At 63.4% G+C, this 25,885-nt stretch carries 27 protein-coding genes; 10 read left to right on the top strand and 17 right to left on the bottom strand.

Going from position 1 to position 25,885, the window contains the following annotated elements; genetic code table 11:
• Window positions 1-132 precede the first annotated feature (132 nt).
• Both LPJ38_RS20440 and LPJ38_RS20435 read right to left on the bottom strand, forming a co-directional pair.
• Window positions 133-1,836: a SulP family inorganic anion transporter gene (locus LPJ38_RS20440; protein ID WP_145640945.1), complete on the bottom strand. Its 1,704-nt coding sequence runs from the start codon at window positions 1,834-1,836 to the stop codon at window positions 133-135.
• On the bottom strand, window positions 1,833-2,513 hold the full coding sequence (locus tag LPJ38_RS20435; protein ID WP_145640947.1) for a YoaK family protein: 681 nt from the start codon (window positions 2,511-2,513) through the stop codon (window positions 1,833-1,835). Before LPJ38_RS20435 ends, LPJ38_RS20440 begins: the two co-directional genes overlap by 4 nt.
• Before the next feature lie 132 nt (window positions 2,514-2,645).
• Between LPJ38_RS20435 and LPJ38_RS20430 the strand changes: the two genes are divergently transcribed.
• Genes LPJ38_RS20430 through LPJ38_RS20420 form a run of 3 tightly spaced genes read left to right on the top strand, consistent with a single transcriptional unit; the run spans window position 2,646 to window position 5,832 of the window.
• Window positions 2,646-4,334, top strand: coding sequence for an aspartate:alanine exchanger family transporter (locus tag LPJ38_RS20430; RefSeq protein ID WP_145640950.1), 1,689 nt, complete (start codon window positions 2,646-2,648; stop codon window positions 4,332-4,334).
• Between the two features lie 10 nt (window positions 4,335-4,344).
• The gene (locus LPJ38_RS20425; protein ID WP_145640951.1) at window positions 4,345-5,229 is read left to right on the top strand and encodes an alpha/beta hydrolase family protein; all 885 of its coding nucleotides are present in this window, start codon (window positions 4,345-4,347) and stop codon (window positions 5,227-5,229) included.
• Window positions 5,230-5,250: 21 nt separating this feature from the next.
• Window positions 5,251-5,832 carry an invasion associated locus B family protein gene (locus LPJ38_RS20420; protein ID WP_145640954.1) on the top strand — a complete coding sequence of 194 codons (582 nt, stop codon included), beginning with the start codon at window positions 5,251-5,253 and terminating at the stop codon, window positions 5,830-5,832.
• A gap of 11 nt (window positions 5,833-5,843) precedes the next feature.
• Here LPJ38_RS20420 and LPJ38_RS20415 read toward each other — a convergent pair whose 3' ends face one another.
• The 3 genes from LPJ38_RS20415 to LPJ38_RS20405 form a co-directional block, all read right to left on the bottom strand.
• Window positions 5,844-6,212: a response regulator transcription factor gene (locus LPJ38_RS20415; protein ID WP_145640957.1), complete on the bottom strand. Its 369-nt coding sequence runs from the start codon at window positions 6,210-6,212 to the stop codon at window positions 5,844-5,846.
• Window positions 6,213-6,406: 194 nt separating this feature from the next.
• Window positions 6,407-7,516 carry an IS630-like element ISBj5 family transposase gene (locus LPJ38_RS20410; protein ID WP_011085265.1) on the bottom strand — a complete coding sequence of 370 codons (1,110 nt, stop codon included), beginning with the start codon at window positions 7,514-7,516 and terminating at the stop codon, window positions 6,407-6,409.
• 63 nt (window positions 7,517-7,579) lie between these two features.
• A complete protein-coding gene (locus tag LPJ38_RS20405) occupies window positions 7,580-8,203 on the bottom strand; it encodes a response regulator transcription factor (RefSeq protein WP_167520805.1) in 624 nt (207 codons plus the stop codon).
• 306 nt (window positions 8,204-8,509) lie between these two features.
• On the opposite strand from LPJ38_RS20405, the gene LPJ38_RS20400 reads away from it, so the two are divergent.
• Window positions 8,510-9,193 carry a helix-turn-helix domain-containing protein gene (locus LPJ38_RS20400; protein ID WP_145642830.1) on the top strand — a complete coding sequence of 228 codons (684 nt, stop codon included), beginning with the start codon at window positions 8,510-8,512 and terminating at the stop codon, window positions 9,191-9,193.
• Window positions 9,194-9,485: 292 nt separating this feature from the next.
• Here LPJ38_RS20400 and LPJ38_RS20395 read toward each other — a convergent pair whose 3' ends face one another.
• The 12 genes from LPJ38_RS20395 to dapA all read right to left on the bottom strand — a co-directional run bounded on the left by LPJ38_RS20395 (window position 9,486) and on the right by dapA (window position 20,056).
• Window positions 9,486-9,932, bottom strand: coding sequence for a potassium channel family protein (locus LPJ38_RS20395; protein WP_145642828.1), 447 nt, complete (start codon window positions 9,930-9,932; stop codon window positions 9,486-9,488).
• Between the two features lie 1,281 nt (window positions 9,933-11,213).
• Window positions 11,214-12,143: a dihydrodipicolinate synthase family protein gene (locus LPJ38_RS20390; RefSeq protein WP_231088360.1), complete on the bottom strand. Its 930-nt coding sequence runs from the start codon at window positions 12,141-12,143 to the stop codon at window positions 11,214-11,216.
• A gap of 18 nt (window positions 12,144-12,161) precedes the next feature.
• Entirely contained in the window at window positions 12,162-12,917 is a 756-nt protein-coding gene (locus LPJ38_RS20385; RefSeq protein ID WP_167520806.1) for an amino acid ABC transporter ATP-binding protein, read from the bottom strand.
• Between the two features lie 41 nt (window positions 12,918-12,958).
• Entirely contained in the window at window positions 12,959-13,690 is a 732-nt protein-coding gene (locus LPJ38_RS20380) for an amino acid ABC transporter permease (RefSeq protein ID WP_145642822.1), read from the bottom strand.
• A 16-nt stretch (window positions 13,691-13,706) separates the two neighbouring features.
• The gene (locus LPJ38_RS20375; protein WP_145642820.1) at window positions 13,707-14,543 is read right to left on the bottom strand and encodes an ABC transporter substrate-binding protein; all 837 of its coding nucleotides are present in this window, start codon (window positions 14,541-14,543) and stop codon (window positions 13,707-13,709) included.
• A 124-nt stretch (window positions 14,544-14,667) separates the two neighbouring features.
• Window positions 14,668-14,970 (bottom strand): DUF4286 family protein, encoded by a 303-nt coding sequence (locus LPJ38_RS20370; RefSeq protein WP_231088358.1) that lies wholly within the window; start codon window positions 14,968-14,970, stop codon window positions 14,668-14,670.
• Between the two features lie 11 nt (window positions 14,971-14,981).
• Window positions 14,982-15,935, bottom strand: a complete 954-nt coding sequence (locus LPJ38_RS20365; protein ID WP_145642816.1) for a dihydrodipicolinate synthase family protein — start codon at window positions 15,933-15,935, stop codon at window positions 14,982-14,984.
• Window positions 15,932-16,363: a MaoC/PaaZ C-terminal domain-containing protein gene (locus LPJ38_RS20360; RefSeq protein WP_145642814.1), complete on the bottom strand. Its 432-nt coding sequence runs from the start codon at window positions 16,361-16,363 to the stop codon at window positions 15,932-15,934. Before LPJ38_RS20360 ends, LPJ38_RS20365 begins: the two co-directional genes overlap by 4 nt.
• 3 nt (window positions 16,364-16,366) lie before the next feature.
• A complete protein-coding gene (locus LPJ38_RS20355; RefSeq protein WP_145642812.1) occupies window positions 16,367-16,774 on the bottom strand; it encodes a MaoC/PaaZ C-terminal domain-containing protein in 408 nt (135 codons plus the stop codon).
• A gap of 10 nt (window positions 16,775-16,784) precedes the next feature.
• Window positions 16,785-17,948: an acyl-CoA dehydrogenase family protein gene (locus tag LPJ38_RS20350; protein WP_145642810.1), complete on the bottom strand. Its 1,164-nt coding sequence runs from the start codon at window positions 17,946-17,948 to the stop codon at window positions 16,785-16,787.
• Entirely contained in the window at window positions 17,945-19,135 is a 1,191-nt protein-coding gene (locus tag LPJ38_RS20345; protein WP_145642808.1) for a CaiB/BaiF CoA transferase family protein, read from the bottom strand. Before LPJ38_RS20345 ends, LPJ38_RS20350 begins: the two co-directional genes overlap by 4 nt.
• Before the next feature lie 15 nt (window positions 19,136-19,150).
• Window positions 19,151-20,056, bottom strand: coding sequence for a 4-hydroxy-tetrahydrodipicolinate synthase (dapA, locus tag LPJ38_RS20340; protein WP_145642806.1), 906 nt, complete (start codon window positions 20,054-20,056; stop codon window positions 19,151-19,153).
• 186 nt (window positions 20,057-20,242) lie between these two features.
• Here dapA and LPJ38_RS20335 point away from each other — a divergent pair, with 186 nt between their 5' ends.
• The 6 genes from LPJ38_RS20335 (at window position 20,243) to LPJ38_RS20310 (ending at window position 25,858) form a co-directional block, all read left to right on the top strand.
• Window positions 20,243-21,328, top strand: a complete 1,086-nt coding sequence (locus LPJ38_RS20335; protein ID WP_145642804.1) for a LacI family DNA-binding transcriptional regulator — start codon at window positions 20,243-20,245, stop codon at window positions 21,326-21,328.
• A 3-nt stretch (window positions 21,329-21,331) separates the two neighbouring features.
• On the top strand, window positions 21,332-21,700 hold the full coding sequence (locus LPJ38_RS20330) for a tautomerase family protein (RefSeq protein WP_145642802.1): 369 nt from the start codon (window positions 21,332-21,334) through the stop codon (window positions 21,698-21,700).
• A 13-nt stretch (window positions 21,701-21,713) separates the two neighbouring features.
• Window positions 21,714-22,856, top strand: a complete 1,143-nt coding sequence (locus LPJ38_RS20325; protein WP_145642800.1) for an acyl-CoA dehydrogenase family protein — start codon at window positions 21,714-21,716, stop codon at window positions 22,854-22,856.
• A gap of 16 nt (window positions 22,857-22,872) precedes the next feature.
• On the top strand, window positions 22,873-24,456 hold the full coding sequence (locus LPJ38_RS20320; protein ID WP_145642798.1) for an acyl CoA:acetate/3-ketoacid CoA transferase: 1,584 nt from the start codon (window positions 22,873-22,875) through the stop codon (window positions 24,454-24,456).
• Between the two features lie 9 nt (window positions 24,457-24,465).
• The gene (locus LPJ38_RS20315) at window positions 24,466-24,954 is read left to right on the top strand and encodes a MaoC family dehydratase (RefSeq protein WP_145642796.1); all 489 of its coding nucleotides are present in this window, start codon (window positions 24,466-24,468) and stop codon (window positions 24,952-24,954) included.
• Between the two features lie 67 nt (window positions 24,955-25,021).
• On the top strand, window positions 25,022-25,858 hold the full coding sequence (locus tag LPJ38_RS20310; protein WP_145642794.1) for a transporter substrate-binding domain-containing protein: 837 nt from the start codon (window positions 25,022-25,024) through the stop codon (window positions 25,856-25,858).
• The last annotated feature ends 27 nt before the right edge of the window (window positions 25,859-25,885 follow it).

Raw genomic sequence — 25,885 nt, 5'->3', positions numbered from 1 at the left:
TTTCTCCCGATCCTTTACCGAAGGTGATGCGGGATCGTGGGTGCGGCGACGGTCGCTCCATTGATCCAAGTCAACGGTCTCGCGCATTCCGGCAACGATGCCATGCCGTTCGCAGCGCAATACCAAGCGGCGTCAGGCGGTTCGCTGCGCGGAGCTCACCTGATCGTCTGCGAGCAGGTTGTCGAGCGACCGCAGCCAGTGGCTGCTGTCGGTCTTGTCCGCCAGTCCCTCCGCGCGTAGAAGATCGCGCAGCTGCGCATGCGCACCGACGATGCAGAAGGCCACCTTGCGTGACGCAAGTTCTTCGTAAAGATCATGCAGCATGCTTGCGCCCGCCAGGTCGATGTAGGGTGACGCCGAAAGGTCGCAGATTACCAGCCGCACGCCCGTCGACGTGCGGAGCGCCGTCAGGACGGTTTCCAGGATGGTTTCGGAATTGATATAGAGCAACGACGCTTCGGGCCGGAAGGCGATGATTCCAACCAGCGGCTCGACGCCCTCGTGCCTCGCACTGTCCGAATAGCGGCCGCTGCCGGGCAGCCGACCGAGGAACGCGACATTCGGTCGCGAGGCCCGCGCCAGTAGCAGGAAGATCGACGCGATCGACGCCAGCAGGACGCCCTGGAGGATGCCGAGCAGCAGCACGGAGATCAGTGCAATCGCCGCCGCGTAGAAATCGATTCGGCTGACCCGCCACATTCGCAGCAGGGCACGAACGTCGACCAACCTGTAAACGGCGGCGAAGACGATGGCCGCGAGCACCGCCTTCGGCAGGTTGGTCAGCAGCCCCGTGAAGAACAACAGGCACAGACCGAGCGTCACCGAGCAGATCACCAGCGCCAGCGGTGTCCGCGCCCCGGCGTTGTCGTTGACGGCCGATTGCGACAGGCCACCGGCAACGGGATAGCCATGGCCGAAAGCAGCGGCGAGGTTCGCTGCGCCCAGTCCCAGGAATTCCTGACGGACATCGAGCGAATAGCCGTGCTTGGCAGCGAAGCTGCGGGCCGCCGACACGCCTTCGATATAGGCAAGGAGCACGCAACCTGCGGCGAGAGGGAATAGATCGTCGAACTCCAGCAGGCCAAATGTCGGGACCGCCAGCACCGGCAGCCCTTCCGGTATCTTCCCGGTAACGGGCACACCAAGGGCCGGCAAGCCCAGCAGCGTCGCCAGAGCGATCGCAAGCGCAACGACGGTGATGCCGACGGGTTTTCCCGGCAACAGCCGTTCGCCGAGCAGAAGCAACAAGAGCGCGACCGCACCGATGCCCAGCACCAGCGGATCAATGCCGCCGAGCTGCCCGAACAGCTTGACAGCCCGATCGAAGAAACTGTGGCCGCCACCGGCCACCCCAAGCAGGCTCGGCAATTGACTCATGATGATGGTGAGCCCAGCTCCGGCCTTGAAGCCGACCAGAATACTGTCGCTAACGAGCCGGACGAGGACGCTGAGCTTGAACAGCCAGGCGATCAGGCACAGCACCGCCACGGCAAAGGCCGCAAGGCTCGCGATCTGCGCATAGCGTACCGCATCTCCTCCGGCCAGCGCACCGACGGTGCCTGCAATCATCAGGGAAATCGCTGACGTCGGCCCGATCGCGAGCTGCCGGGACGACCCGAGCAAGGCGTAGCCGATGCCTCCGAGCATGTAGCCATAGACGCCGATCTGCGGTGGCAGGCCGGCCAGCGCGGCATAGGCGAGCGAGACCGGAATGGCGTAAGCGGCCAGCGTGACGCCGGCGATCGCGTCGGACGGCAGCCATTCGCCGCGATAGGCCGCAAGCCAGCCTGCCGGCGGGAAGAATCGCGTCCAGGTCGGATCGGACGGTGTACTCATCGCCCTTGCTCCCGACGAGGGGCTTCGCAGCGCAGCAGCGCAATCAGCAGCGCGGCGACGGGCAGGCCGAGCGCGAGATCGGGGATGCTCTTGGTCGCAAAAGCGCCGGCGGCGGCGCCAAAGCCGAACACGGCGCACAATGCGAAGAAGATGCCCGACTTGCGCAACGTCCCGAGCGGAGCCCCGCCATACACGACCGAAAAGATGTTCTCGATGGCTTGACGCATATTGCCGGTAATCATCACCGTGCTGCAAACGGTGCCCTCGACCCTGGCGAACATGGATGATTGCATGGCTGCGACCACGGAGATGCCGAGCGTTCCCGCCAAGTCCGGCAACCGGTTGTGCAGGACACCAATCGCGATCAACAGCACGATCTCGATGACAGTGCTGATCGCCGCAGCGCGCCCGCCAGCGACACGACGCAGCCAGGCAGCGATCACGATGCCGACCGCGAAGGCGAGGATCGGTGGCACGAAGTGCGACGCCCTCGCCCAGTTACCCGCCATCCCATAGGCCCAAAGGAAGATCAAATTCGCGGTCTGAGCGTTCGCCAGCACGCCGTGAATGATCCAGGTATAGGCATCGATGAAGCCGCCCGCGAAAGCGAGCAACAATACGATCTCGACCGTCTCGTCGCGGCGGATCGCGCCGGCTGCGACGTCCAGGGTACTCATCTCGGAAATACGGGCTGCCGCAAATACTCCATTCTGTCATAGGCATCCCGCCGACCCTGCCGAGGCTTGATCTGGATCAAGCAAGATCCCTGGGGCGCCAATCAAATCCCGTCAAAGCGCCGGGGGAATGCCATGGAAACCGTCAGGTGGATCATCGCCGCCGCACCGGAAATATTCCTGCTGCTCGCCATTGCGATCGGCACCGTCCTTGGCCGCATCAGGATCCGTGGCTTCTCGATGGGAACGACTGCCTGCATCCTGATCGTAGCCGTTCTGATCGGCCAGCTCGGCAGCTTCACGTTTCCGCCGATCCTGCGCGCGATCCTGTTCAGCCTGTTCGTGTTCACGATCGGCTACCGGTCGGGACCGGAGTTCTTCGCCTCGTTGAGCGTGCGGACCCTGGCGCAGGTGGTGCTGGCGCTGGTGATCGGGACTACCGGCCTCGTGCTCGTGCTGATTTTCGCGCATGCGTTCAGGCTCGATACCGGCACCGCCGCGGGCCTCACGGCGGGCGCGCTGACGCAATCCTCGGTCATCGGCACTGCATCGGGCGCGTTGGCGCAGCTCGGCCTGCCGGCCGACGTGTTGAAGCAGCAGGAAGCCAATATCGCGGCCGGTTATGCCGTAACCTATGTGCTCGGCTACATCCTGACTCTGCTATTCGTCCCCTTCGTCGCCCCGCGATTGATGGGGATCGACCTCAAGACGGAGGCAAAAAAGCTAGAGGCGGAGCTTGCCGGCGGAGCTCCTGCAAAAACGGACAATCTTTCCTATCGCAAATTCCAGGCCCGCGCCTATCGTGTTTCGACCGCCGCTGGCCGCACGATCGAGGCCATCGAGACCGAGATCGGCAGTCGCACCATCGTGGAGCGGATCGTACGTCACGGCGCCGACGTCGCCGCGCGTCGCGACGTGGTCCTCGAGGATGGCGATGACATCGTCCTGACTGGGCCGACCGCGGCCATCGTCTCGGCGAAACCCGTCGTCGGTGCGGAAATCGATGCCGACGAACTGCTACGCAGCCTGCCTGGCAACGTGATTGACGTGCTCGTCGAGAACCGCCAGCTGCACGGCAGATCGATCCGCGAAGTGGCCGAGATCGTCGGCGACAGCGCGCGCGGTGTATTCCTGCGTATCTTGACCAGGATGGGGCGGCAGGTGCCGCTCGGGCCCGAAACGCGCGTCTATCTCGGCGACATCATGACGCTGGTCGGCAGCTCCGGCAATATCCAACGGGCTACGGCGCAGGTCGGCTACGCGCTGAACGCCGGGGACCGGACCGACATCGCATTCCTCGCCGCCGGCATCGCCGTCGGCCTTCTGGCCGGCCTTGCCAGCTTCAAGGTCGGAGCGGTCGCGCTGACCCTGGGTGGCGGTGGTGGCGCCCTGATCGCCGGCCTCGTCTGTGGCTGGCTGCGCTCGCGAAGGCCCACCATGGGCGCGATGCCGCCGGCAGCGCAGCAAACCTTGAGCGATCTCGGGCTCGGCGGTTTCATCGCGGCCATCGGACTCGGCAACGGGCTTGCCGCCTGGTCTGCGATCCAGGCGCACGGTTTGCTGCTGGTCGGCATGGGCATCGTCGTCACGCTGATTCCGATGACGGTAGGAACGCTCGTTGCCTATTACCTTCTGCGCATGAACCCGGTCGTGACCTGCGGCGCTCTCGCCGGCGCCATGACGGTCGATGCCGCGGTCACGGGGGCTTGTGACGTTGCCGAGAGCCAAACCCCGGTGCTCGGCGTCGCCGTGCCCTATGCGGTCGGCAACGTGGTGCTGACCGTTCTCGGTCCAATCGTGGTGGCAGCCACGTTTTCGGGATGAGGGATCCGCGATGCGCCCACAGTTGAGCACAACCGTCAGGCTGCTCGTGGCGCTCTTCTCGGCGATCCTTTGCGCCGCCCCGGCGCGCTCCGAGAATGCCATCCGCATCCAGGAGGAAATCTGGGCGCTGCCACTGCAACTGCCCATGTTCGCCTACCTCGTGCGCCCGGTCGGCGATGGTCCCTTCCCGCTTGTGATCATGAATCATGGCGTGTCGCTCAAGCCGACCGATCGCAGCTTCTTCCCGCTGGTGGAGTTTCGTGACGCTGCCAAATGGTTCGCCCAGCGCGGCTACCTCGTCGTGGCTCCGGTCGGCACCGGCTATGGTGCAGCAGCCATCGACATTCCCGAACGTGGCATCTACGGACCGTTCTTCTCCAAAATCGGGGACTGCTCCAATCCCAACTTTCGTGACGCAGGGCTCGCCGTTGCAAAGGTCGATCTCGAGATCATCGACTATCTCGCCGCCGAGAAACGCATCATCCCCAAGGACGTGATCGTGGTCGGCCAGTCTGCCGGCGGCTGGGCCTCGATCGCCTTGTCGAGCGTGAACCCGCCAGCAGTCAAGGCCATCATTACTTTTGCCGCAGGCCGTGGCGGGCGCGTCGGCGGCAAGCCGAACAACAATTGCGCGCCGGACAAGCTGGTTGAAGCCACCGCGGATTTCGGCCGCACCTCGCGGGTGCCGATGCTGTGGATCTACATCGAGAACGACACGTTCTTCGGGCCCGACCTGTCCAAGCGCATGCATGCCGCCTTCACCGCTGCCGGCGGCCGGGCCGAATATCATCTGATGCCGCCGTTCGGCGGCGAGGGACATTTCTTCATCGGTTCGCCAGACGCGATTCCGCTCTGGTCGCCTCTGGTGGCGAAATTCCTCGATGCGCAAAACTAGGTTGCCGATCCGGAGGCGAACATGCCCAACATTCGTGATTACCTCCGAGGCCTTCTCCTCGTCGTCGTCGGCACCGCAATGTCGCTGGGTGGCGTTGTACCGGCGGAAGCGCAAGCGGACAAGCCGGCCGAAGTCGCGCCCCGCGGTCAACGTGAAGCAACAGACATCAGTTACGGCCGTTGGCAGAAGCTATGCTTCAAGCCTGGCGGCGCGCTGAGGCTGTGCCGAACCTCGATCACCGGCCGATTCGCGACCGGCCAGATCGCCGTGCGGCTCGACGTTATCGAACGCGACGATTCCCAATCCGCGCGCCTGCAATTGTTCGTGCCCGTCGGTATGTATCTTCAACAGCAGCCCAAATTGATGATCGATCAGGGCACCCCCTTCCGCCTGCCCTATACCTGGTGTCTCACCAACCTCTGCATAGCGGCCGACGTAGCGCCGCCGAAGACCATCGAGGACATGACATCAGGCAAAGCGCTGATGCTCGAACTCGTCGATTCGAACCTCCTGGCGCTGACGACCTCGGTACCGCTGGCGCAGTTCGCGGCCGCCTACAAAGGTGCGCCGGCGAAGACGCTGGAGCAATATGTCGAGGAGTGATCGAATTCGAGCTACGCGGCAGCCGCGCGCGTCACTCGCTCGATCAAGGCTTCTGCAGAAAATGGCTTGGTCAGATAGGCGACGCAGCCCGACGCGATCGCCGCGCTGCGGTTCGCCGGACTGTCGTTGCCGGTAATGTAGATGACCGGCGCGGTGACGCCCCTCTCCGTTAGGCTCCGGCGCAGGTCGATACCGGATCTCTCATCGAGATTGATGTCGAGCACGATGCAGATCGCCCTTTCGAATCCGCCGCAATCGAGCAACGAGCCCGCCGACTCGAACAGGGTGGCGACGAAACCGTGCGCGCGCAGCAATCTGGACAAGCTCGTCCGGACGGACGGATCGTCATCCACGATAAAGACGGAGCGGCGTATCGACACGGAAAACTCGCAGGCGCCTCGAGAGTTATACGATGCGGCTGAACGCAATGATCAAGCCTCTCATCGCGCATCGCGCGATGAGCCACAGCTGGCCTGCATGGCAGCATCACGCCAACTTTTTTTCAATTGTCCCTTCGGGAAGGTACATGGAGGGAACCGTGCGATTTCAAAACAGATCCACTAGTCACATGAATCTAAAGTTCGCCACATAAAGTCTGCTGGGCTTTGTGGCAAAAGCGTTTGACGGAAGCCAAGATCTGGTCTGCGGACTTGGTCCATTTGAAGGGCTTCGGGTTGTTGTTGTGCAATTCGATGAAGGTACGGATGTCGGCTTCGAGCTGCCTGACGGAGGTGTGAACACCTCGCCGGATCTGCTTTCTGGTGAGTTCAGCGAACCAGCGCTCGATCTGATTGATCCACGACGCGGAAGTCGGCGTGAAGTGGACATGATAGTGCGGCCGGCGAGCGAGCCACGCTTTAATCTTGGGGGTCTTGTGGGTAGCGTAGTTGTCCATGACGATATGGACAGCGAGCCCCTCAGGGATTTGAGCGTCGATCTCTTTGAGAAACTTCAAGAACTCGAGCGCCCGATGGCGCTTGTAGCATTTGCCAATGACGAAGCCGGAAGCGACATCGAGCGCGGCAAACAGCGTGGTCGTACCATGCCGCACATAGCTATGCGTGCGACGTTCCGGCACCCCAGGCATCATCGGCAAGACCGGCTGCTCGCGATCGAGTGCCTGGATCTGGCTTTTCTCATCGACACTGAGGACAACGGCTCGGTTAGGCGGCGACAGATAAAGCCCGACAATATCGCGCACCTTATCGACGAATAGCGGATCGCTCGATAGTTTAAATGTCTGGCTGCGGTGCGGCTGCAAGCCGAACGCCGTCCACATTCGGCGGATCGTGGTGTGAGAAAAGCCAGTATCCGCAGCCATCGAGCGGATCGACCAGTGCGTTGCGTCGGGCGGCGTCGTACGCAATGTCCGCTCGATTACCTCGGCAACCTGATCATCGTCGATGGTTCGAGGGCGGCCCGGGCGGGCTTCGTCAAGCAGGCCATCACAACGATCCTTCAAGAATCGGCGGCGCCACTTGCCGACGGTGTGTTCATGGATGCCAAGTTCGGCAGCCACAGACTTGCTTGGCAGACCATCTGCACACCGCAGGATCGCGCGGCATCGCTCAGATAGCGATCGGGCTACACGATGACGACGAACTTGCCTCTCCAAGTACGCCCGCTCCTGCGAACTCAGCACCAACGGCGCGATCGGCCGGCCTTTCACACCTGCATTCGCCACGAGCGCTCTCCTCTCTAGAGATCCGAGCGATCAACTAATGTCACGAACTTCCGTTCCAGATGACTAGTCGCTGTTCACATCAAGCATTCCCAACCGCTCAGCGATCGAAACGAGCTCCGCAAGCGAATGACTCTGCATCTTCTCCATCACCTGGTGGCGATGCGCTTTCACGGTGCGTTCTGTGGTCCCGAGCTCATGCGCGATCTGCTTGTTGATCCGGCCGCGCACAATGAGATCGAACACCTGCCGCTCGCGGTGTGTCAGGGAAGCCAGATGACTTCGAAACGCATCGAGCCTGCTGCGCTGGGCGCGTGACACCCGCTGGCCCGCCAGCGCCCGCTCGATGGCGTCGATCAACTGCTCGGAGGATATCGGCTTGGTCAGGAAGTCTTCCGCGCCGGCCTTGATCGCTCGCACGGTGGTCGGAGTATCCGCATATCCCGTCAGGAAGATGATCGGCAAAGTCGAACCGGACGCGACCAAACGAGTCTGTAACTCAGGACCGCTCAGTCCGGGTATCCGCACATCAAGCAGAATGCATCCCGCTGCCTCATCGTTCGGCGCTGACTCCAGCAGCGCTTGTGACGACCCATAGGTGGCGACATCGTAGCCCGCGAGCTTCAGCCGGCGCTCGATCGCCGTGCGAAAGGACTCGTCGTCATCGACAATGTGAACGAGGCCCGGCACCTTCCACCTCTCGTGCAATTTCGATGGTGACCATTGAAGTCCTCCCAAGCCGCCAAATCTTCTTCAACAGTTGGGGTTCAAAATATCTATCATACAATGAGCCAAATTCCCGCAGCGCCTGCACCTTCTCATCCAGCGCATCCAAGCGGCTGCCCCTGTCCCTTGGTACAATGAACCTTGGACCAATGGATTGAACCACCAGCATAATCGTAAATCAACTTCGGCGGGAGTGGGATAGCGCGGCGCATTTCCGGCTAAGAATTTCGTCTGACGGACCAATTCGGCGGCAAGCTGAGGAGTTGGCCTATGTTTGTTCGCATCGCAACGGATTCCGCCCTGCGCCCCAATTCGCTCCGTGACCTCGGTATGAGAAGTGAGTCAAATGCGTTGGTGAGTTTAAGCGAATTTTCCTATCGAAAGGGGTCCGAGATCTACGGGGAGAAAGAGCCGGCGGAATATGTCTACCAGGTCAAGTCCGGAGCGGTACGAAGTTACAAGCTGCTAACGGACGGCCGGCGTCAGATCGGCGCATTCCACCTCGTCGGGGACATTTTCGGGCTCGAAAATGGCAACGAGCACCGGTTCACCACCGAGGCGATCGTCGACACCACCGTGCGCCTCGTGAGGCGGCATAGTCTCGAAACGGTCGCCCAGAGCGATGCAATGGTGGCCAGAAACCTCCTGAGCATGACCACCAACAATCTCCAGCATGCCGAAGACCATATGCTGCTCTTGGGCCGCAAGACCTCGCTGGAGCGGGTCGCGGCCTTCCTGCTGGAGATGGACAAGCGCCTGACGGCTGCGGGTGTCATGGCGCTGCCGATGTCGCGGCGCGATATCGCCGACTATCTTGGCCTGACGCTGGAAACCGTCTCGCGCGCTCTCTCACGCCTGCATGAGCTCGGCGTTCTCGGCTTCGTGGGCAACACTCAGCGGCAGATCGTTCTGCTTGATCGCCAGCAGCTCGCCAGTCTCGATCTGCAGTCTTGATCTGTGGTTCGATTTGCATCCGGATCGGCGTCTATTGGACGACGCGTGACGCGCCGCCCAATAGCGACCGCGCGGCCTCCGCTGATAAATATAATCTGAACGCTCAATGCAAAGCAGCAGGAATACTGACAGTTTCCTCGCCACGCCGGTGCCCTCCTCGCCGAACAGCCGCGCCAAAGGCGAGCCCCTATGGGTTGATGATCGCGAACAGCGCACTCAAGCCGAACAGGAAATCGGCGATGGGTCCCGATGCCGTGACGTCATCCACGTCGCTCCGTTGCAGTCCTCGGGATTACCTCCGAACCGATTCAGATGCCTTGAGGGCTTCGAGATGAACGAGCGTCTTGCGTAGGACCTCGAACAACACGGCCGCCGACCATCCAAACAGCAGCACGCCGTTCATGGCCGTCAGTGGGCCAATGAGCCGCCATTCGCGAACGGGCGTGACATCCCCGTAGCCGAGAGTTGTATAATTGACGAAGGCAAAATAGAGCAGGCCGTTTTCGGCAATTGCCGCGCCGACGATGCCGTAAGTGGCGGCCCACACGAGGACTTCAAGTGTGTGCGCAACCATCAACACAACGGCGGTGGTCATCATCACGCCCATCAAGTGCGGTCCCGGCCGCGTCGTGTGACGCAAACCTGCGCTGCGGGCGATGCCGACCGCGACGACGGTTACTAGTGCATGCAGCCCGATACTGATCAGGCTAACCAGCATGCCGACGAGAAACTGCATCATAGCGCCCCACCGCATTGCAACCGGCTGATCATAGTCTTCATCACCGAGTCTGAGACGACTGCGTCGCCACAGCTGCGTCAGGTCAGCTGTTCGGCTATGCGTAGCTGGGCGCCGCTGGCAAGCGTGGTGATTGATCCACGTCAATGGTGGATCGCATTGGTTTCGGGTTTGGCAGCTCAGATATCGTCAGACGACACAGGCTTGCGGGAAACCAGCGACGAGCTCCGACGGCAAGAACGGCGCATTCGAACACTGGCACCGACTGGGATCGACAGCATCATACGGGCGACCGGCTACAGACGGGGCACCACGTCAAGCAACACCACGATCTGAAATGCCGTTCGTTTTGCGAACCACCGACTTTCTTGATCTCGCGGTGCACACACCGTGCCCACGGCGCCTTCTAGCCGATTGAAAAACTTCAACTCCCGCTCCAATCCATCATTGGCGCCACGGAAAAGCGATAGTGCCGCGATTTCAATCTGTTACCACCTCATCTTCCCGGTCCACCGCAGTTATACTGTTTCCGCGAAAATAGTATAGCGGCCAGGCGCGCGTCATCGCCGAGCTGTCCGCAACCGCGGCCATGCTCCCAAAAGGAAGTCCTAGTCGCCGCTCGCCCTCGCAATAGAACTTGAAGCAACATGGGGCATCATCGTTCTTCCGATCCCTCCCCGAAAAAACCCGGTCCATCCGCAAACGATCGTTCGCTGCGCATTGACTTCATTATGAAGGAACACAATCGAAGGAGCAGTGTCGATTGGTACGACACCCATCCAGCGTTTCTCTTAACCTGACCTAATTGGACGGAAGGCGTTCGAGAAGCTCAACACGCTCCAGAGATTTGTCAGCGGCAGCAACGCGCTCGCCATCCTGTCGGACCGGTTCGGGCGCGACATGTCGGCCTGAGATCTCGACAGGCAGTCCCGGATATCCGCCATCAGACAACTATTACAGCTACGCCAGCGTCATGCTCGCCAAGGGCCGCCGCGAGAACATGACGCTACGCGACCTCTACAATCTCACTGCCGCCGCCCCGAGGCCATTGGGTGCTGTGCGGCTCGGCCGAACGCATCGCCGACACGCTTCAGCTCTGGTTCGAGGAGCATGCCGCCGACGGCTTCAACGTGATGACGCTCTACTTTCACGAGGGATTCGAGGACTTCGTTGAGTTCGTCGTGCCGATCCTGCAGGAGCGCGGGCTGTTCCGTCGGACCGTGAGGGCACGACATTGCGCGATCATCTCGGCCTCGCACGGCCGGCCAATCCGTTCTTCGCGGCTTAGAGCACTCCGGCGACGCGCAGTGCCTGCTCGATCGCCTGCAATTCGTTTGGCGTCACCGGCGGCTGCGGTGGCCGCGCGACGTCGCACGAGAGACGTCCGAGCAGCTTCAGGCAGGCCTTGAGTCGCACCGTCGCCCGCCCCCCAGGCGCATCGCGGTAGATCGCGACCGCAAGCGGATACAACTTCTCATGCGCGGCGCGCGCGCGCTCCCAATCGCCTGCCTCGGCCGCAGTCCAGAGGCCGACCACGAGCTCCGGCACAACGCAGGCGAGGCTGACCTGGCTGCCGGCTGAGCCGACCAGGTAGCTCGTCAGCAAATGCTCGTCGCCCGAACCGAGCACGACGAAGTCCGGTCGCAGCTTGCGGGTCAATCTGAGATTCTGTTCATAGGCTGCAACCTCCCAGCTACCTTCCTTCACCGCAACGAAGCGAGGATCGGCAACGAGCCGCGTAAGCAGCGGCGGGGCGTAGGCCATCGCGCCCGCGCCAACGGGCGCAGCGTAGAGCATCAGCGGAGCGGCCGTCGCGTCGCGAATGCGGCGGTGATGCTCGATGACGCAGTCATCGGCATGACCGAGCGCCCAGCTGTTGGGAGGAAACACCAGCAGCCCGTCGGCGCCAGCCTGCTCCAGCGCAGCCGCCTCTCGCGCGGCCTCCAGGCTCGATTCATGGTTGACCCCGGAGACGATCAGGCAGTTCTTTGGCGCGTGCTCGCGCGCCAATTCCACCACGCGCCGCTTCTCGGCCAGTGACAGCATGAAATTCTCGCCAGCGTGGCCGTTGACGAGGAGCCCATTGATACCGGGTGTAGACGCCACCAGGGTGAGATGGGCTGCGAGCTGCGCCTCGTCGACGTCGAAATCGGGCGCCATCGGCACGATAGTGGCGGCGTGAATGCCGCGCAGGCGGTCGCTGAATGTCCGCATCTCCGCCGACATCGCCGCCTAGTGAATGATCTGGTCGAGGAACGTTCGCGCCCGCTCGGACTTCGGATGCTTGAAGAATTCTTCCGGCGCCGCCTGCTCGACCACCCTGCCTTCGTTCATGAACACGATGCTATCGGCGACCTCGCGGGCAAAGCCCATCTCATGGGTCACGCACAGCATGGTCATGCCCTCTTCTGCAAGCTTCTTCATGGTCTCCAGCACTTCCTTGACCATCTCAGGATCGAGCGCCGAGGTCGGCTCGTCGAACAGCATGATCTTCGGCCGCATGCACAGCGCGCGTGCGATGGCGACGCGCTGCTGCTGGCCGCCGGACAACTGCCCTGGGAATTTCTCGGCTTGGTCCGGGATGCGGACCTTTGTGAGGAAGTGCATGGCGAGGTCCTTGGCCTCCGCCTCGGTCATCCCACTCACGGTCATCGGCGCCAGCACGCAGTTCTCCAGCACCGTCATGTGCGGGAACAGGTTAAAACTCTGGAATACCATGCCGGTGTCGCGCCTGACGGCATCGATGTTCTTGCGCTGATGATCAAGCTCGGTTCCGTTGACGTAGATCAGGCCCTCGTCGTGCTTCTCGATGTGGTTGATACAGCGGATCAGCGTCGACTTGCCTGAGCCGGAAGGGCCGCAGATCACGATCTTCTCGCCCTTGCCGACTTTGAGGTCGACTTGGTCCAGCGCGGTGAAGTCGCCGTAATGCTTGTAGACGGCCTCCATGCGAACCGCGGGGACCTCGCGCAATTGCGGCTGAGGCATTGCACTTTCGGCACCATCATTCGTGCTCATCGACGTCTCGCTCATGCCCTCGCCTCCACGCTCGCCTGTGCGACCGTCGCCCTCGTCGCTGCCCGCCTTGTCTTCGCGGCGTTGGATCGCCCAAAATGCTTCTCGAGCCGGCGCTGAACCGCATCCCAGACCGAGGTGAGGATCAAATAATAGGCCGTTGCGGCGGCGTAGACCTCGAGGATCTGAAAATGCTCCTGCATCAGCATGTCGCTGCGGCGCATGAGCTCCTCGACCGAGATCACGGAGGCGAGCGATGTCGCCTTCAGCAGCGAGTTGATAGAGTTGCCGAGCGGCGGGATCATCAGCCGGAACGCCTGCGGCAGCGTCACGCGCCGGAACGTGGTCCAAGGCGACAGGCTGAGCGCCCACGCAGCTTCGCGCTGCCCGGCGGAGACCGCCATGAAGCCGCTGCGTACGATCTCGGCGAGATAGGCGGCCTCGTTGAGGATCAAGCCGACGAGCGCACAGGTGATCACGCTGAACTTGATGCCCAGTTGCGGCAAGCCGCTGTAGATCACCACGAGCTGGATCAAGAGCGGCGTGCCGCGGAAGAACCAGATGTAGAACCGCGAGAAGCCCGAGAGCACCGGGTTGGACGACATGCGCATCAACGCGATGCCCATGCCGAGGATCAATCCGCCGATGACCGCCGCCACCGTCAAGCCGATGGTAACCAGCACACCCTTCATCAGGAAGTAGTTGAAGAAGTAATTGACGGCGGCCGTCGGACTGAAATGGCTCATCGGCTCGTCTCCATTGTCAGGCAGGACCGGGGCCTGCGATCGCAAGCGGCTGGTCGGCCGGCATGGCCGTCAGGCCGAACTTGTCGAACAGCGCCTGATAGAAACCGTCGGCCCGCATCGTGTTGAGCGCCTTGACGACGGTATCGGCGACCGTCTTGTTGCGGAAGCCGAGCGTGGTCCTGGCCGTGCCGAGCCCGCTCAAGACTTCCTTCACGCGGCCACGGCCGACGAGATCGCGCGCCACGCTGTCGACCAGCAGTGCATTCTCTACTTGCCCTGCAAGCAGCGCACTGACGACATTGGTCGCGGTCGGGAACGTGCGCATCTCGATGGCTGGACCACCCTTCGCCACGTTCGCATCGCTGAGCTTCTTGAGCCAATTCATCTGATAGGTAGAGACCTCGACGGCGGATGTTTTCCCGATCAGGTCATTTTCGGTAGCAATTTTTGTGCCGCTATCCGGTGCAACCACGACCGAAATGGCCTGAATGGAGTAAGGCACCATGTACATCAGCTTCGAGCGTTCCTCGGTCCAGAACATGCCGGTATTGATGCCGTCGATGCGGCCGGCCCCCATCGCCGGGATCATCGCCGGAAAGTCCATCCGGATCAGCTCGACGGGAAGACACAACCGCTTGCCGAGCTCGGCCGCCAACTCCACGTTGAGGCCCTGCAACTGACCGTCCTTGTCGACGAATTGCTGCGGCGGATTGGTCGGATTGATCGAAAGCTGCAACTTGCCCGGCGCAATCAGATTGTCGTCGGAGATCGCGGGCGTGCAGGCGGCGTGCGCAGATGCGGATGCAAGAACGAGTGCGGCAGCCGCACCCAGGCGAAGCAGTGTCGAGACCATGTAATACCTCCAGTAAGACGCCAATGACCGATGCAGCCCCTCGCCCGGGATTCCCCCCTCGTCATTTCTTGGATGCCGCCGGCCCGATCTCGCGACACGGCAGGCTGCATCGACCTTCATCATCTCAAGCCGGTCCCGACATCGGCTTGAGCTGGATACGCATGAAATTCTTCACGCGCTTTTCGAACGGACCAAAGCCCTTCACCTTCAGGAACTCCGGCGTCTCGAACGCCCATCGTCCCGCGACCTCGTACATGGCCGCGTATTTCGGCCCCTCGCCGACCGAGACGAAGCGCGTGGCCGACAGCCAGCCGGGACAGGCGAGCAGATCTGGAAAATGCGTCTGCTCGTACCAGGCGTTGAACGCAGCCTCGTGCTCGGGGTCGATGTCGACCCGCACGATATGGATGAAGGCTTCGTCCGCCATGGCTGCGCCCCTCATGCCAGCCGGATGTCGCCGGCCGCGCGCGCGACACCGACGGCGGTTGCAATGGCGTCGCACAGCGCCGGCAACACCGGCAGCAGTGGCGGCCGTGGATCGGCGCTCTCGATCAGGCCGAGCGCCTTCAGCCCGACCTTCATACGCGTATGCATGTCCATAATCGGCGCCGGGCCGTAGATCGCCCGGACGATCGGATATAGCCGGTCGTTGACGGCGCGCATGGCGTTGAGATCGTCGGCGAGCGAGGCCTGCCACAGTTCGACAAACAGGCCCGGCGCGAGGCTGACGAGGCCGGACAAAACGCCGTCGCCGCCGACGGCGAGTTGCGGCAGGAACCAATTGAAGTTCGATGGCAGGATCGCAACCGACGGATCGGCCTGCTTCACAGCACGCCGGTTCTCGTCATAGGCCAGCATCGTGTCGCTGCCCTCCTTGATGGCGATGACGCTCTCGAGCGCGGCGATCTTCGCCAGCGTCTCCGGCGAATAACCGAAGCCGGACGTCAGCGGATACTGAAAGATCGACACCGGGATTGCGACGGCGGAGCTGACCGCCTGCACGTAGGCGACCGGCGCACGCGATGTGGCTGATGCACCACCGCCGAGCGGCGTCGGCGGGAACAACACCGCGCAGTCTGCGCCAGCGGATTCTGCCAGCTGAGTCTGATGGATCGCTTCCGCAGTCGAGTGCGCGATAATACCTGAAAGCAGCGGCTTGCCGCCGATCTGCCTGCGCGTCCGCTCGATCACGGCCTGCCGTTCGTCGTCCGACAGCGAGCCGCCCTCTCCGGCATGTCCGTTGACGAACACCGCCGCAATCCCGTCTGGGCAGGCGCAATAATCGAGCACGCGAGCATAGCCGTCCCAGTCGATCGACATGTCGCTCTTGAACGGCAGCACGACTGCCACCGTGACGCCGCGCAGGTCGGGCTTCTTCATCGGCTTGCTCATGACGGTTTCCGCCGCGGGAATTTCAGGCTCGCCCGCGCCTTCAGCACTTCGAGGCCGCCCTCGTTGCGGGCGCTGGCCTCCCAGATGATGGTGCGGGTCTCGTCGTGCTGCTCGGCGATCCAGACGTCGAAGGTCAGTGTGTCGCCATAGAACACCGGACCGGTGAACCAGAACCGGTCTTCCACCGAGACGCCAATGGTGCCGACGAGCTCGCTGGTGAGGACGCTGGTGCAGAGGCCGGCGACCATGATCCCCGGCGCCAGCCTGCGGCCGAAGCGCGTCGCACCGGCATAGACCTCGTCGACATGAACAGGGCCGAAATCGCCGGTGGCGGCAATGTAGAGCGCGCCATCCGCCTCGGTGATGGTCTTGCTCAGGCTGACCCTGTCATTCACCTTCAGTTCGTCGAAGGACTTTGGCTCGTACATGGCTCAGGCCCTGGCGAACGGAACGAGCGTCGCGGTGCCGTCGACCACAGTGGCACCCGAGGGCGACAGCGTGCAGGTGATGCGGCAGGTTGCCTCGTCACCCGTGACCGAGACGATCTCGGCCTTCGCCTCGACCGACTCGCCAACGATCACAGGCGCCGCGAAATTCAGCGCGATGCTGCCGATCCGCCGCGTTGGCCCGCCGAGCTGGCTGAGACAGGTGGTGGCGAGGCCGCCGACGGCGAGCTCAAAGGCAACCATGTTGGAGGCGCCCGCCTTTTTGGCGCGGACGGCATCGACATAGAGGCCGCCGAGATTGCCGCTGATGCCGGTGAACATCGCCTGCTCGGCGACCGTCATGGTCTTGCGGAATGAGAAGGCGGCTCCGGGCTTGAGAGAAGCGTGAGACATCGGTCGTTCCCTAGAGCTGCAAGCCGTTCTTGATGGTGCTGCGCGCGACCAGCATGCGGTGGATCTCGGAGGTACCGTCATAGATGCGGGTGACGCGGGCGTCGCGATACATGCGCTCGAGCGGCAGGTCCTTGCTGAAGCCCATGCCGCCAAACACCTGGATGGCGCGATCGACCACCCGGCCTTGCATCTCGGACGCCGCAACCTTGATCATCGAGACTTTGTCGCGCGTATCCTTGCCCTGGTCGATGTCCCAGGCCGCGTTCATCACCATCATCTTGACGCCGAAAATTTCGGTGGCGGAATCGGCGATCAGCTTCTGCACCATCTGGAAATCGCCAATCAGCTGGCCGAACTGGCGCCGCTCGCCGGCGTGCTTGCGCATCATCTCCAGCGCGCGCTGCGCCATCCCGACGGCACGCGCGCCGATATGGGCGAGGCGGATCTGGAGCACGCTCTGCATGATCAACTTGAAGCCGCCTCCGACTTCGCCGAGCACGGCCGCCTTCGGGATGCGGCAGTCCTCGAAACTCAGCTCGGCATGGCCATAGCCACGATGGCCCATCATCGGCTGGGTGCGCGCGACCTTGAAGCCGGGCGTGCCGCGATCGACCAGGAACAGCGTGATGCCGCCGCGGGCCCGCTTGTCCTTGTCGGTCAGCGCCATCAGGATCACGTAATCCGCGATGTCCCCGTCGCTGATGAAATGCTTGGTGCCGTTGAGCACCCACGCATCGCCGTCGAGCTGCGCCGTCGTGCTGATCGAGGCGGCATCGGAGCCGGCGCCCGGCTCGGTGATCGCCATGGCGCAGATCTTGTCGCCCTTGACCGTCGGCATGAGATAGCGCTCGACCTGGTCGCCCTTGCAGGCCATCAGCATCGGATAGACCTGGCCGAACACGCGGCGGATCAGCGCATCCGACGTCTTGCCGAATTCCTCCTCGACCAGGCAATGCTCGATGCAGGACAACCCGCCGCCGCCGACATCCGCCGGCATGTTCATGGCGTAAAGGCCGAGCTTCTGCGCCTTGGCCTTGGTGACTGCCAGCTTCTCGGCCGGCACCGTGGCCGTCTGCTCCACGATGTCTTCGAGCGGCTGCACCTCCGTCTCGACGAAGCGTCGGACGGTATCGATCAGCAGGCGGGTATCCTCGGGGATCGAGAAATCGATCATCGCGCCACCCCCACAGCCTTGCCCGCAACCATGGCGTCAATGTCGGCCGCGCTATAGCCGATCTCGCCGAGCACCTCGCGGGTCTGTGCACCCAGCCGTTGCGGCACCAGCCTCACCTCCGGCGTCTGGCCGTCATAGCGGGCGGGATGCGCGACCATGCGGATCGGCTCGCCCCCTGCACTCTCGGCGGACTTGAACACGCCTAGATGATTGAGCTGGGGATCGGACACGAGGTCGCGATAGTCCTGCACCGGTGCGTGCCAGATCTTCGCAGCTTCGAGCGAGGGTAACCAATCGGCCGTCGACTTCTGCTTCAGCCTGCTGGCGACGATCCGCGTGATCTCCTCGCGCTTCGAAAAACTGTCGGTCTCCCCGAACTGCTTCAGCTCCTCGCTGTCAAGCGCAATGGCCAGCGCCTTGGGCGCGGCCATGGAGACCGCTATGTGACCGTCGGCTGTGGCGTGAACACCATAAGGTCCGGGGCTGAACCAGGCGGCGATACCGGCCGGGCCGCGCGGCGTCGGTGACGGCGCCCCATTGAGCCAGGCCGTCAGCGGCTCGACCTGAAGATCGAGCGCGGCCTGATAGAGGTTGACCTCGACGAGTTGGCCCTTGCCGGTCTTGCTGCGCGCGAACAGCGCCGCCAGAATGCTCATGGCATAGAGCGAGGCCGCGTGCTGGTCGACGATGACGGCACCGACCGCCGTCGGCTCGCCATCGGCGCGTCCGGTCCGCATCGCAAGACCCGACATCGCCTGAAGCAGCAGGTCCTGGCCCGGGCGGTCCTTGTAGGGGCCGTCGGATCCGAAGCCGGTCGCGACCGCATAGATCAGAGCGGGGTTGATCGCCTTCAGCGCGTCGTAGCCGAGACCGAGCTTGGCCATGGTGCCCGGCCGGAAATTCTCCATCACGACGTCAGAGGTCGCGACCAGCTTCTTCACGGCAGCGATGCCGTCGGGATGCTTGAGATCGACCGCGATGCTGCGCTTGTTGCGGCCCGTCGCCAGATGATTGACGCTGTCGCCTGCGACGAAATGATTGGCCACGGCCCAGTTGCGCTGGAACGCGCCCTCGATCGGCTCAACCGCGATGACGTCGGCGCCGAGATCGGCGAGCGTCTGCGCGGCAAGCGGACCCGCGAGGTAATGATTGAAGCTGAGGATTTTGACGCCGTCGAGCAGGTTCATGCCTTCACACCCCATTCAAGCAGCAGCAATCGGCGCGCTGCGCCATGCCAGATCGAACGTCTTGACCAGCGCGCGTGCGGCAGCGTCCTGCGCGGTTGGCAACGGCAGCCGCGGCGGGCGCGGATGTCCGACGGCAAGGCCCATATGGCCGAGCAACGCCTTGCTGCCGGCGACATAGGCCTGGCCACCGACGAATTCGATCACCGGCAGGTATTCGAGATAGAGCTCGCGCGCCTGCTTGATGTCACCATCATCGGCGACGAGGCTGAAGATGCGTGCCATCTTCGCCGGCACCACGTTGGAGGCGACCGCCACCCACCCTTGCGCGCCCTCGACGAAGGATTCGAAGCCAAGGATGCCGCCGAACACGGTTATCCTGTCGCCGCAGAGACGGATGATGTCGCGCACCCGCGTCACCTCTAGCGTCGACTCCTTGATATAGAGACAGTTATCGATCTCGGCGATGCGCGCCACCAGCGGCGGCCTAAGATCGACATTGGCGGTCGCCGGGTTGTTGTAAACCATGATCGGCAGCGAGATCGCGTTGGCCACCGTCTTGTAGTGATGGACGAGCTCGTCGTCAGTCGGAGTCGAATAGAACGGCGGGATGATCATGACGCCGTCCGCGCCCAGTTTTTCGGCACGGCGGCTGAGGCGCACCACCTCGCGCGTATCCTCCGCCCCGGTGCCGATCAGCACCGGCACACGTCCCGCGGCCTGAGTGATGACGACCTCGGCCACAAGCGCCTTCTCGTCATCATCCAGCGACAGGAACTCGCCTGTCGAGCCAAGCGGGATCAGCCCGTGAATGCCCTCCGCGATCTGCCAATCGACGAAGGCGCGCAGTGCCGCGACATCGAGCTCCCCGCCTTGCGTGAACGGGGTGATCATGACGGTGTAGGTGCCGCGGAACGCCTTCATTTGTGAGCTGCCGAACGATTGAGTGAACGAAGCGAATGGCGGCCGCCTGCGGAATATCCGCATAATTTCTGCAAACGATTGCGTAATTGGCTCTGCATTGGGCAACACCATCCATTTTTTGAGCTTGATCCGAGCGGATTTAGCTCTTAGCTTTTTGCAATCGTTTGCAGTCTATCGGCAGGTTTGATGAGCGTCACGCTCAAAGATGTGGCACAGGCGGCCCGCGTTTCAGTCAGCACCGCGTCCCGTGCGCTGACTGGAACCGGGCTGACCAGCGAGCGCACACAGCAGCGTCTGCTGCGCATCGCGCGGGAGCTCGGCTACCGACCAAACCCGATCGCGCGTGGACTGAAGACCGGGCAGTCGCGGCTAGTCGCGCTGCTGGTCCACAATCTCACCAACGCCTCGTTCCAGGTGATGGCCGAAGTGGTGCAGGCGCGCCTGAAGGCGCTGGGTTATCAGATGCTTTTGTGCATCGGCGGCGACGACGCGCAGCAGGAGAGCGACACCCTCACCACGCTGGTCGACCACCGCATCGACGGACTGATCGTCGTGCCCACCGGCAAGAATGGCCCGCAGCTCAAGACACTCTCAAAGGACGTCCCGATTGTCTGCCTGGTGCGACGCGATGACGCGACCGACCTCGAGACCGTGCTCGCCGACGATCCGCAAGGGGCCTATCTCGGCACGCGCCATCTGATCGAGCTCGGGCACAAGCGCATCGGGCTGATCGTCGGCCGCCAGGACACCACGTCCGGCCGTGAACGCTTATCCGGTTATGTCCGCGCGCTGCGCGAAGCCGGTATCGCCAAGGACGACACATTGATTCATGCCGGCCATTTCGAGCCGGAGACCGGCGCGACATGCGCCCGCAAGCTGCTCGACCTCCCCCGTCCGCCCAGCGCGATTTTCGTCGCCAATCACGAGGCAACGCTCGGCGTGCTGCGCGTCACCGCGGAACGGAACATCGCCATTCCCGCCGATCTCTCGCTGCTCTGCTACGAGGACATGCCCTGGTTCGAATGGCATCGCCCGGCCATCAGCATCGTCGACAACGGCGCACGGGATCTTGCCAATCTCGCCGTCGACCGGCTGCTGCATCGCATGGACGCCAAAGGCAACGGCAGTGAGGGTGTTCGCGAATATCGCGTCGGCGCCCGGCTCATCAAGCGCGACTCCTGCCGCCAGATCGACGCCCCGGCCCCGGAGAAGTTCGCGAAGTCCAAATCGTCTTCATCCAAATCGTCTGCGGCCAAATCCGCGAAGGTCTGATCGATGCCCTATGTCGAAGTGCTCGCCCCGCAAGTTCCTGCCCAACGCAAGGCCGCGCTCGCGAGATCAGTGACCGACGGCCTGATGTCGGCGTTCGGCGTCACCGCCGATACGGTCACGCTCTATTTCCTGCCCGTTGCCGCAGACGACTACGCCCACGCCGGCATCTTCGGCGCCCAGGCCACCGGCCAGCGCATCCTGCTCAAGGTGCACGCATTCCGGCGCAGCGAGGCCGAGCGCCGCGCCGCCGCGATCGCACTGACCCGCGGCGTGTGCAGCGCCTATGGCGTGCCCGGCGACGACGTCGCGGTCTATTTCTGCGACCGCGACCGCAGCGAAGTCTCCCACGATTCCAAGCTCGCCAGCGACTGACGGGAGCATACCCATGGACCGCTTCTACAGCCAAGACCAGAAAGCCCTGCGCGAGACCGCCCGCCGCTTCGCGGAAGCCGAGATCCTGCCGCGTGCGGCTGCGATCGATCGCGAGGACCGCTTTGATCACACACTCTACAAGGGCATGGCCGATCTCGGCCTGTTCGGCATCTGCCTGCGCGAAGGCGCGGGCGGCGCCGGCCTCGATGCAGTCGCCGCCTGCATCGCGATGGAGGAGCTGGCGCGCTGCTCCGGCGCGGTCGCCAACGCTTTTGCCATTCCCGTCGAGGCGACATTGTTCTTCGACCACCACGGCACTGCCGCGCACAAGGAACTGATCCCGAAGATTCTCAGCGGCGATATCATACCGGCGACCGCCGTCTCCGAGCCCGACCATGGCTCCGACGTCGCGGGCATCCGCACCACGGCGGTGCGCGAGGGCAATGGCTGGCGGCTGAACGGGACAAAAGCCTGGGTGACGCTCGGCGGCGTCGCGGACCGCATCATGGTGTTTGCACGCACCGGCGCGGAGGCTGGCCACCGTTCCATCTCCTGCCTCCTGGTCGACGGCGCCCTGCCCGGCATCGCGCGCGGCAAGAACGAAGAGCTGCTCGGCATGCACGGCCTCGACGACTGCCAGATCACCTTCTCCGACGTGCTTCTGCCGGCCGACAGCGTGATGGGGCCGGAGAAACAGGCCTTCAAGATGGCGATGAGCAATTTCAACTTCAGCCGGCTGATGATGGCCTCGATGGCGCTCGGCATGGCGCAGGCCGCGTTCGAGGACGCGACCGCCTATGCAAAGGACCGCAAGCAGTTCGGTCAGGCCATCATCGGCTTCCAAGCCGTGCAGTTCATGCTTGCGGACATGTCGACCGACATCGCCGCTGCACGCCTGCTGATCCACCACGCCGCGCGCCTGCACGATGCCGGCGAGCCCATTGCCAAGGAGGCGGCGCAGGCCAAGCTGTTCACCACCGACATGGCGATGAAACACGTCTCCAACGCGCTGCAGATCCACGGCGGCAACGGCTATTCGCGCGAGTACCGCATCGAGCGCATCTTCCGCGACGTCCGCCTCGCCCAGATCTACGAGGGCACCAACCAGATCCAGCGGCTAATCATCGCCCGTCAGGTCGAGAAGGAGGCCGCATGATGCGGGAAGCGCACCCATGCTGAGCATCATCACCGCGGCAGAGGCCGCAGGCCTCATTCACGATACCGATACGCTGATCGTCGGCGGCAATGGCGGCACGGGCGCCGCCGAAGCCATCCTCGACGCGCTGGAGCAGCGCTTCCTCGGCGGGCACGGCCCACGCAATCTGACGCTGATCAACATCACTGGGGTCGGCGCCGTGACCGAAAAAGGCCTGTGCCATCTCGCCCATGAGGGGCTGATCGCGCGCGTGATCGGCGGCAATTTCGGACTTCAGGTGCCGTTCATGCGGCTCGTCCGCGACGAGCTGATCGACGCCTATAATTTCCCGCAAGGCGTGATGAGCCAGCTCTGCCGCGCCATGGCCGCGAAGCATCCCGGGGTGCTCACCCATGTCGGTCTCAATACCTACATGGACCCGCGCCAGGACGGCGGCCGCATGAACAAGCGGACGACCGCGCCGCTGGTCGATTTGCTCGAGCTGCACGGGCAGCCCTGGCTGCTCTACCGCGTGCCCGCATCGCCCGACGTCGCCATCATCCGCGGCACGTCCGCCGACGAGGACGGCTACATCAGCATGGAGCACGAAGGCACGACGCGCGAGGATCTCTCGATCGCACAGGCCGTGCACAATGCCGGCGGCACCGTGATCTGCCAGGTCAAGCGCATCGTGAAGCGCGGCTCGATCCATCCGCAGATGGTGAAAATCCCCGGCTTCCTGATCGATCACGTCGTGATCGAGCCCGGGCAGATGCAGACCTACGGCACCATCTACGATCCCGCGCGCTGCGGCGAGACGCGCGTGCCAGTGGCGATGATCACGCCCGACCCGCTCACCGAACGGCGGGTGATCGCCCGCCGCGCCGCCTTCGAGCTGCGCCCACGCGACGTCGTCAATCTCGGCGTCGGCATCTCCGCGATGATTCCCAATGTGGCGGCCGAGGAAGGCATCTCCGACCTGATCACGCTGACGGTGGAATCCGGCGTCGTCGGCGGCGTGCCCGGCCACGCCCGCGAATTCGGCACGGCAATCAATCCTCGAATCATCCTCGACCAGGCCTATCAGTTCGACTTCTACGACGGCGGCGGATTGTCCTGCGCCTTTCTGTCCTTCGCAGAGGTGGACGAGGCGGGCAACGTCAACGTCACCCGTTTCGGCGAGCGCCGTGACGGCTCCGGCGGCTTCATCGACATCACCCAGAACGCCAAGCGGCTGATCTTCAGCGGCACCATGACCGGCGGCAAGTTCGACATCGGCGTCGAGAACGGCCGCCTCGCGATCCGGCGCGACGGTGCCTTCCGCAAGTTCGTGCCGCAGGTTGGTCAGATCAGCTTCAGTGCCTCACTTGCCGCGCAGCGCGGCCAGCATGTGAGTTACATCACCGAGCGCGCCGTGTTCGAACTGGAGAACGGCAGCGTGACCCTGAGCGAGATCGCGCCGGGCGTTCGGCTGGAGGAGGACATCCTCGCCCATATGGGCTTCCGGCCACGCATCAGTCCAAACCTGAAGGATATGGATCCGCGCATCTTCCGTTCTGGGCCGATGGGCATCGCGCAGAGCTTCAAGGCCTTGCCGGCGCGGCCGCGCAAGGTCGCCTGAGGAACCAGCATGGATACGAGCGCCCCGATCAATCTCCGCTATGAGGACATCGCGCTCGGCGCGGAGTTCGAGACCGCCGTGCACACGGTGACGGAAGCCGACATCGCAGTCTTCGCCGACGTCACGCGCGACCATCATCCGCTTCATATCGACTCAGGTTACGCGCGCTCGCGCGGCTTTCCCGCCGTGATCGGCCATGGCCTGTTCGGCCTGTCGCTGATGGAGGGGCTGAAGTCGGAGCTGAAACTGTACGAGGAGACTTCCGTCGCCTCGCTCGGCTGGGACGAGGTGCGGTTCAAGGCGCCGATCGTCGCCGGCGACGCCTTGCGCGTCCGCTTCCGCTTCGTCGAGAAGCGGCCCACCAAAAACCCCGGGCGCGGCATCGTCGTCGAGACGCTCGACCTTCTCAACCAGCGCGACGAGGTCGTGACGGCGGCCCGGCACATCTCGCTGATCCTGACCCGGCAAGCCGCTCGCGATGCGACGGCGGCCACTTGAAGAGACAAGAAGAATTCGGACCGGAGAACGGCTCCTCTGCCACCCCTGATTTGATCGGAGTATTCAGATGCAATTTCCAAAAGCCTTCTCCGCCCTCGCTCTTCTGATCGGCCTGACCCAGGCGGCCGGTGCCCAGACCTGTACGCCGAAGGTGCCGGCATCGAGCTTGATCGAGGCGCCAAAATGGCAGATGTCGATCAACCCGACGCTGCCGCCGCAGCAATTCGTCGACGACAAGGGCGAGTTGCAGGGGCTCAATGTCGAGCTCGCCAGGGAAATCGCCAAGCGGATCTGCGTCGAGGCCGTGTTCCTGCGCATGGACTTCCCGCCGATGATCCCCGCGCTGCGCTCCGGCCGCTTCGACGCCATCAACACCGGCCTGTTCTGGACCGAGGAGCGCTCTAAGATGCTCTACCTCGTGCCTTACGCGCAGCAGGCGATCAGCATCTACACCGACCCCTCCTCCAGCCTGAAGCTGGAGAAGTTCGAGGACCTCGCCGGCCGCGTGGTCGGCGTGGAATCGGCGACCTACACCGAGCGCAAGGCGCGTGAGTTCAGCACCGCGATGGAGGCCAAGGGCCTCAAGCCGGTCGAGCTGCGCACCTTCGCCACGGTGACCGCGACCTCGGCGGCGCTGCGTGCCGGCCAGCTCGAAGCCGCACTCAACATCAACGAGACCGCCAACTCACTGGAGCAGAAGGGCATCGCAAAAATCTGGGTCCGCGACATCGCCGGCACCGACATCACGTTCGCCTTCCGCGACAAGCTGCTCGCCCAGGCCGCCGCCGACGCACTCACCGCGATCCGCGTCGACGGCACCTATGACAAGCTGTTCGACAAGTTCGGCATGACCAAACTGAAGGCGACGACCTTCGTCATCCGCGGGGACGGGCCGACAAACTGAGCGCGGGCACCGTCGCGCAGCCAGGTA

Origin of the sequence: Bradyrhizobium daqingense, assembly GCF_021044685.1 — a bacterium.
Taxonomy (GTDB): domain Bacteria; phylum Pseudomonadota; class Alphaproteobacteria; order Rhizobiales; family Xanthobacteraceae; genus Bradyrhizobium; species Bradyrhizobium daqingense.
This window is presented reverse-complemented; position numbering and strand designations above follow the sequence as displayed.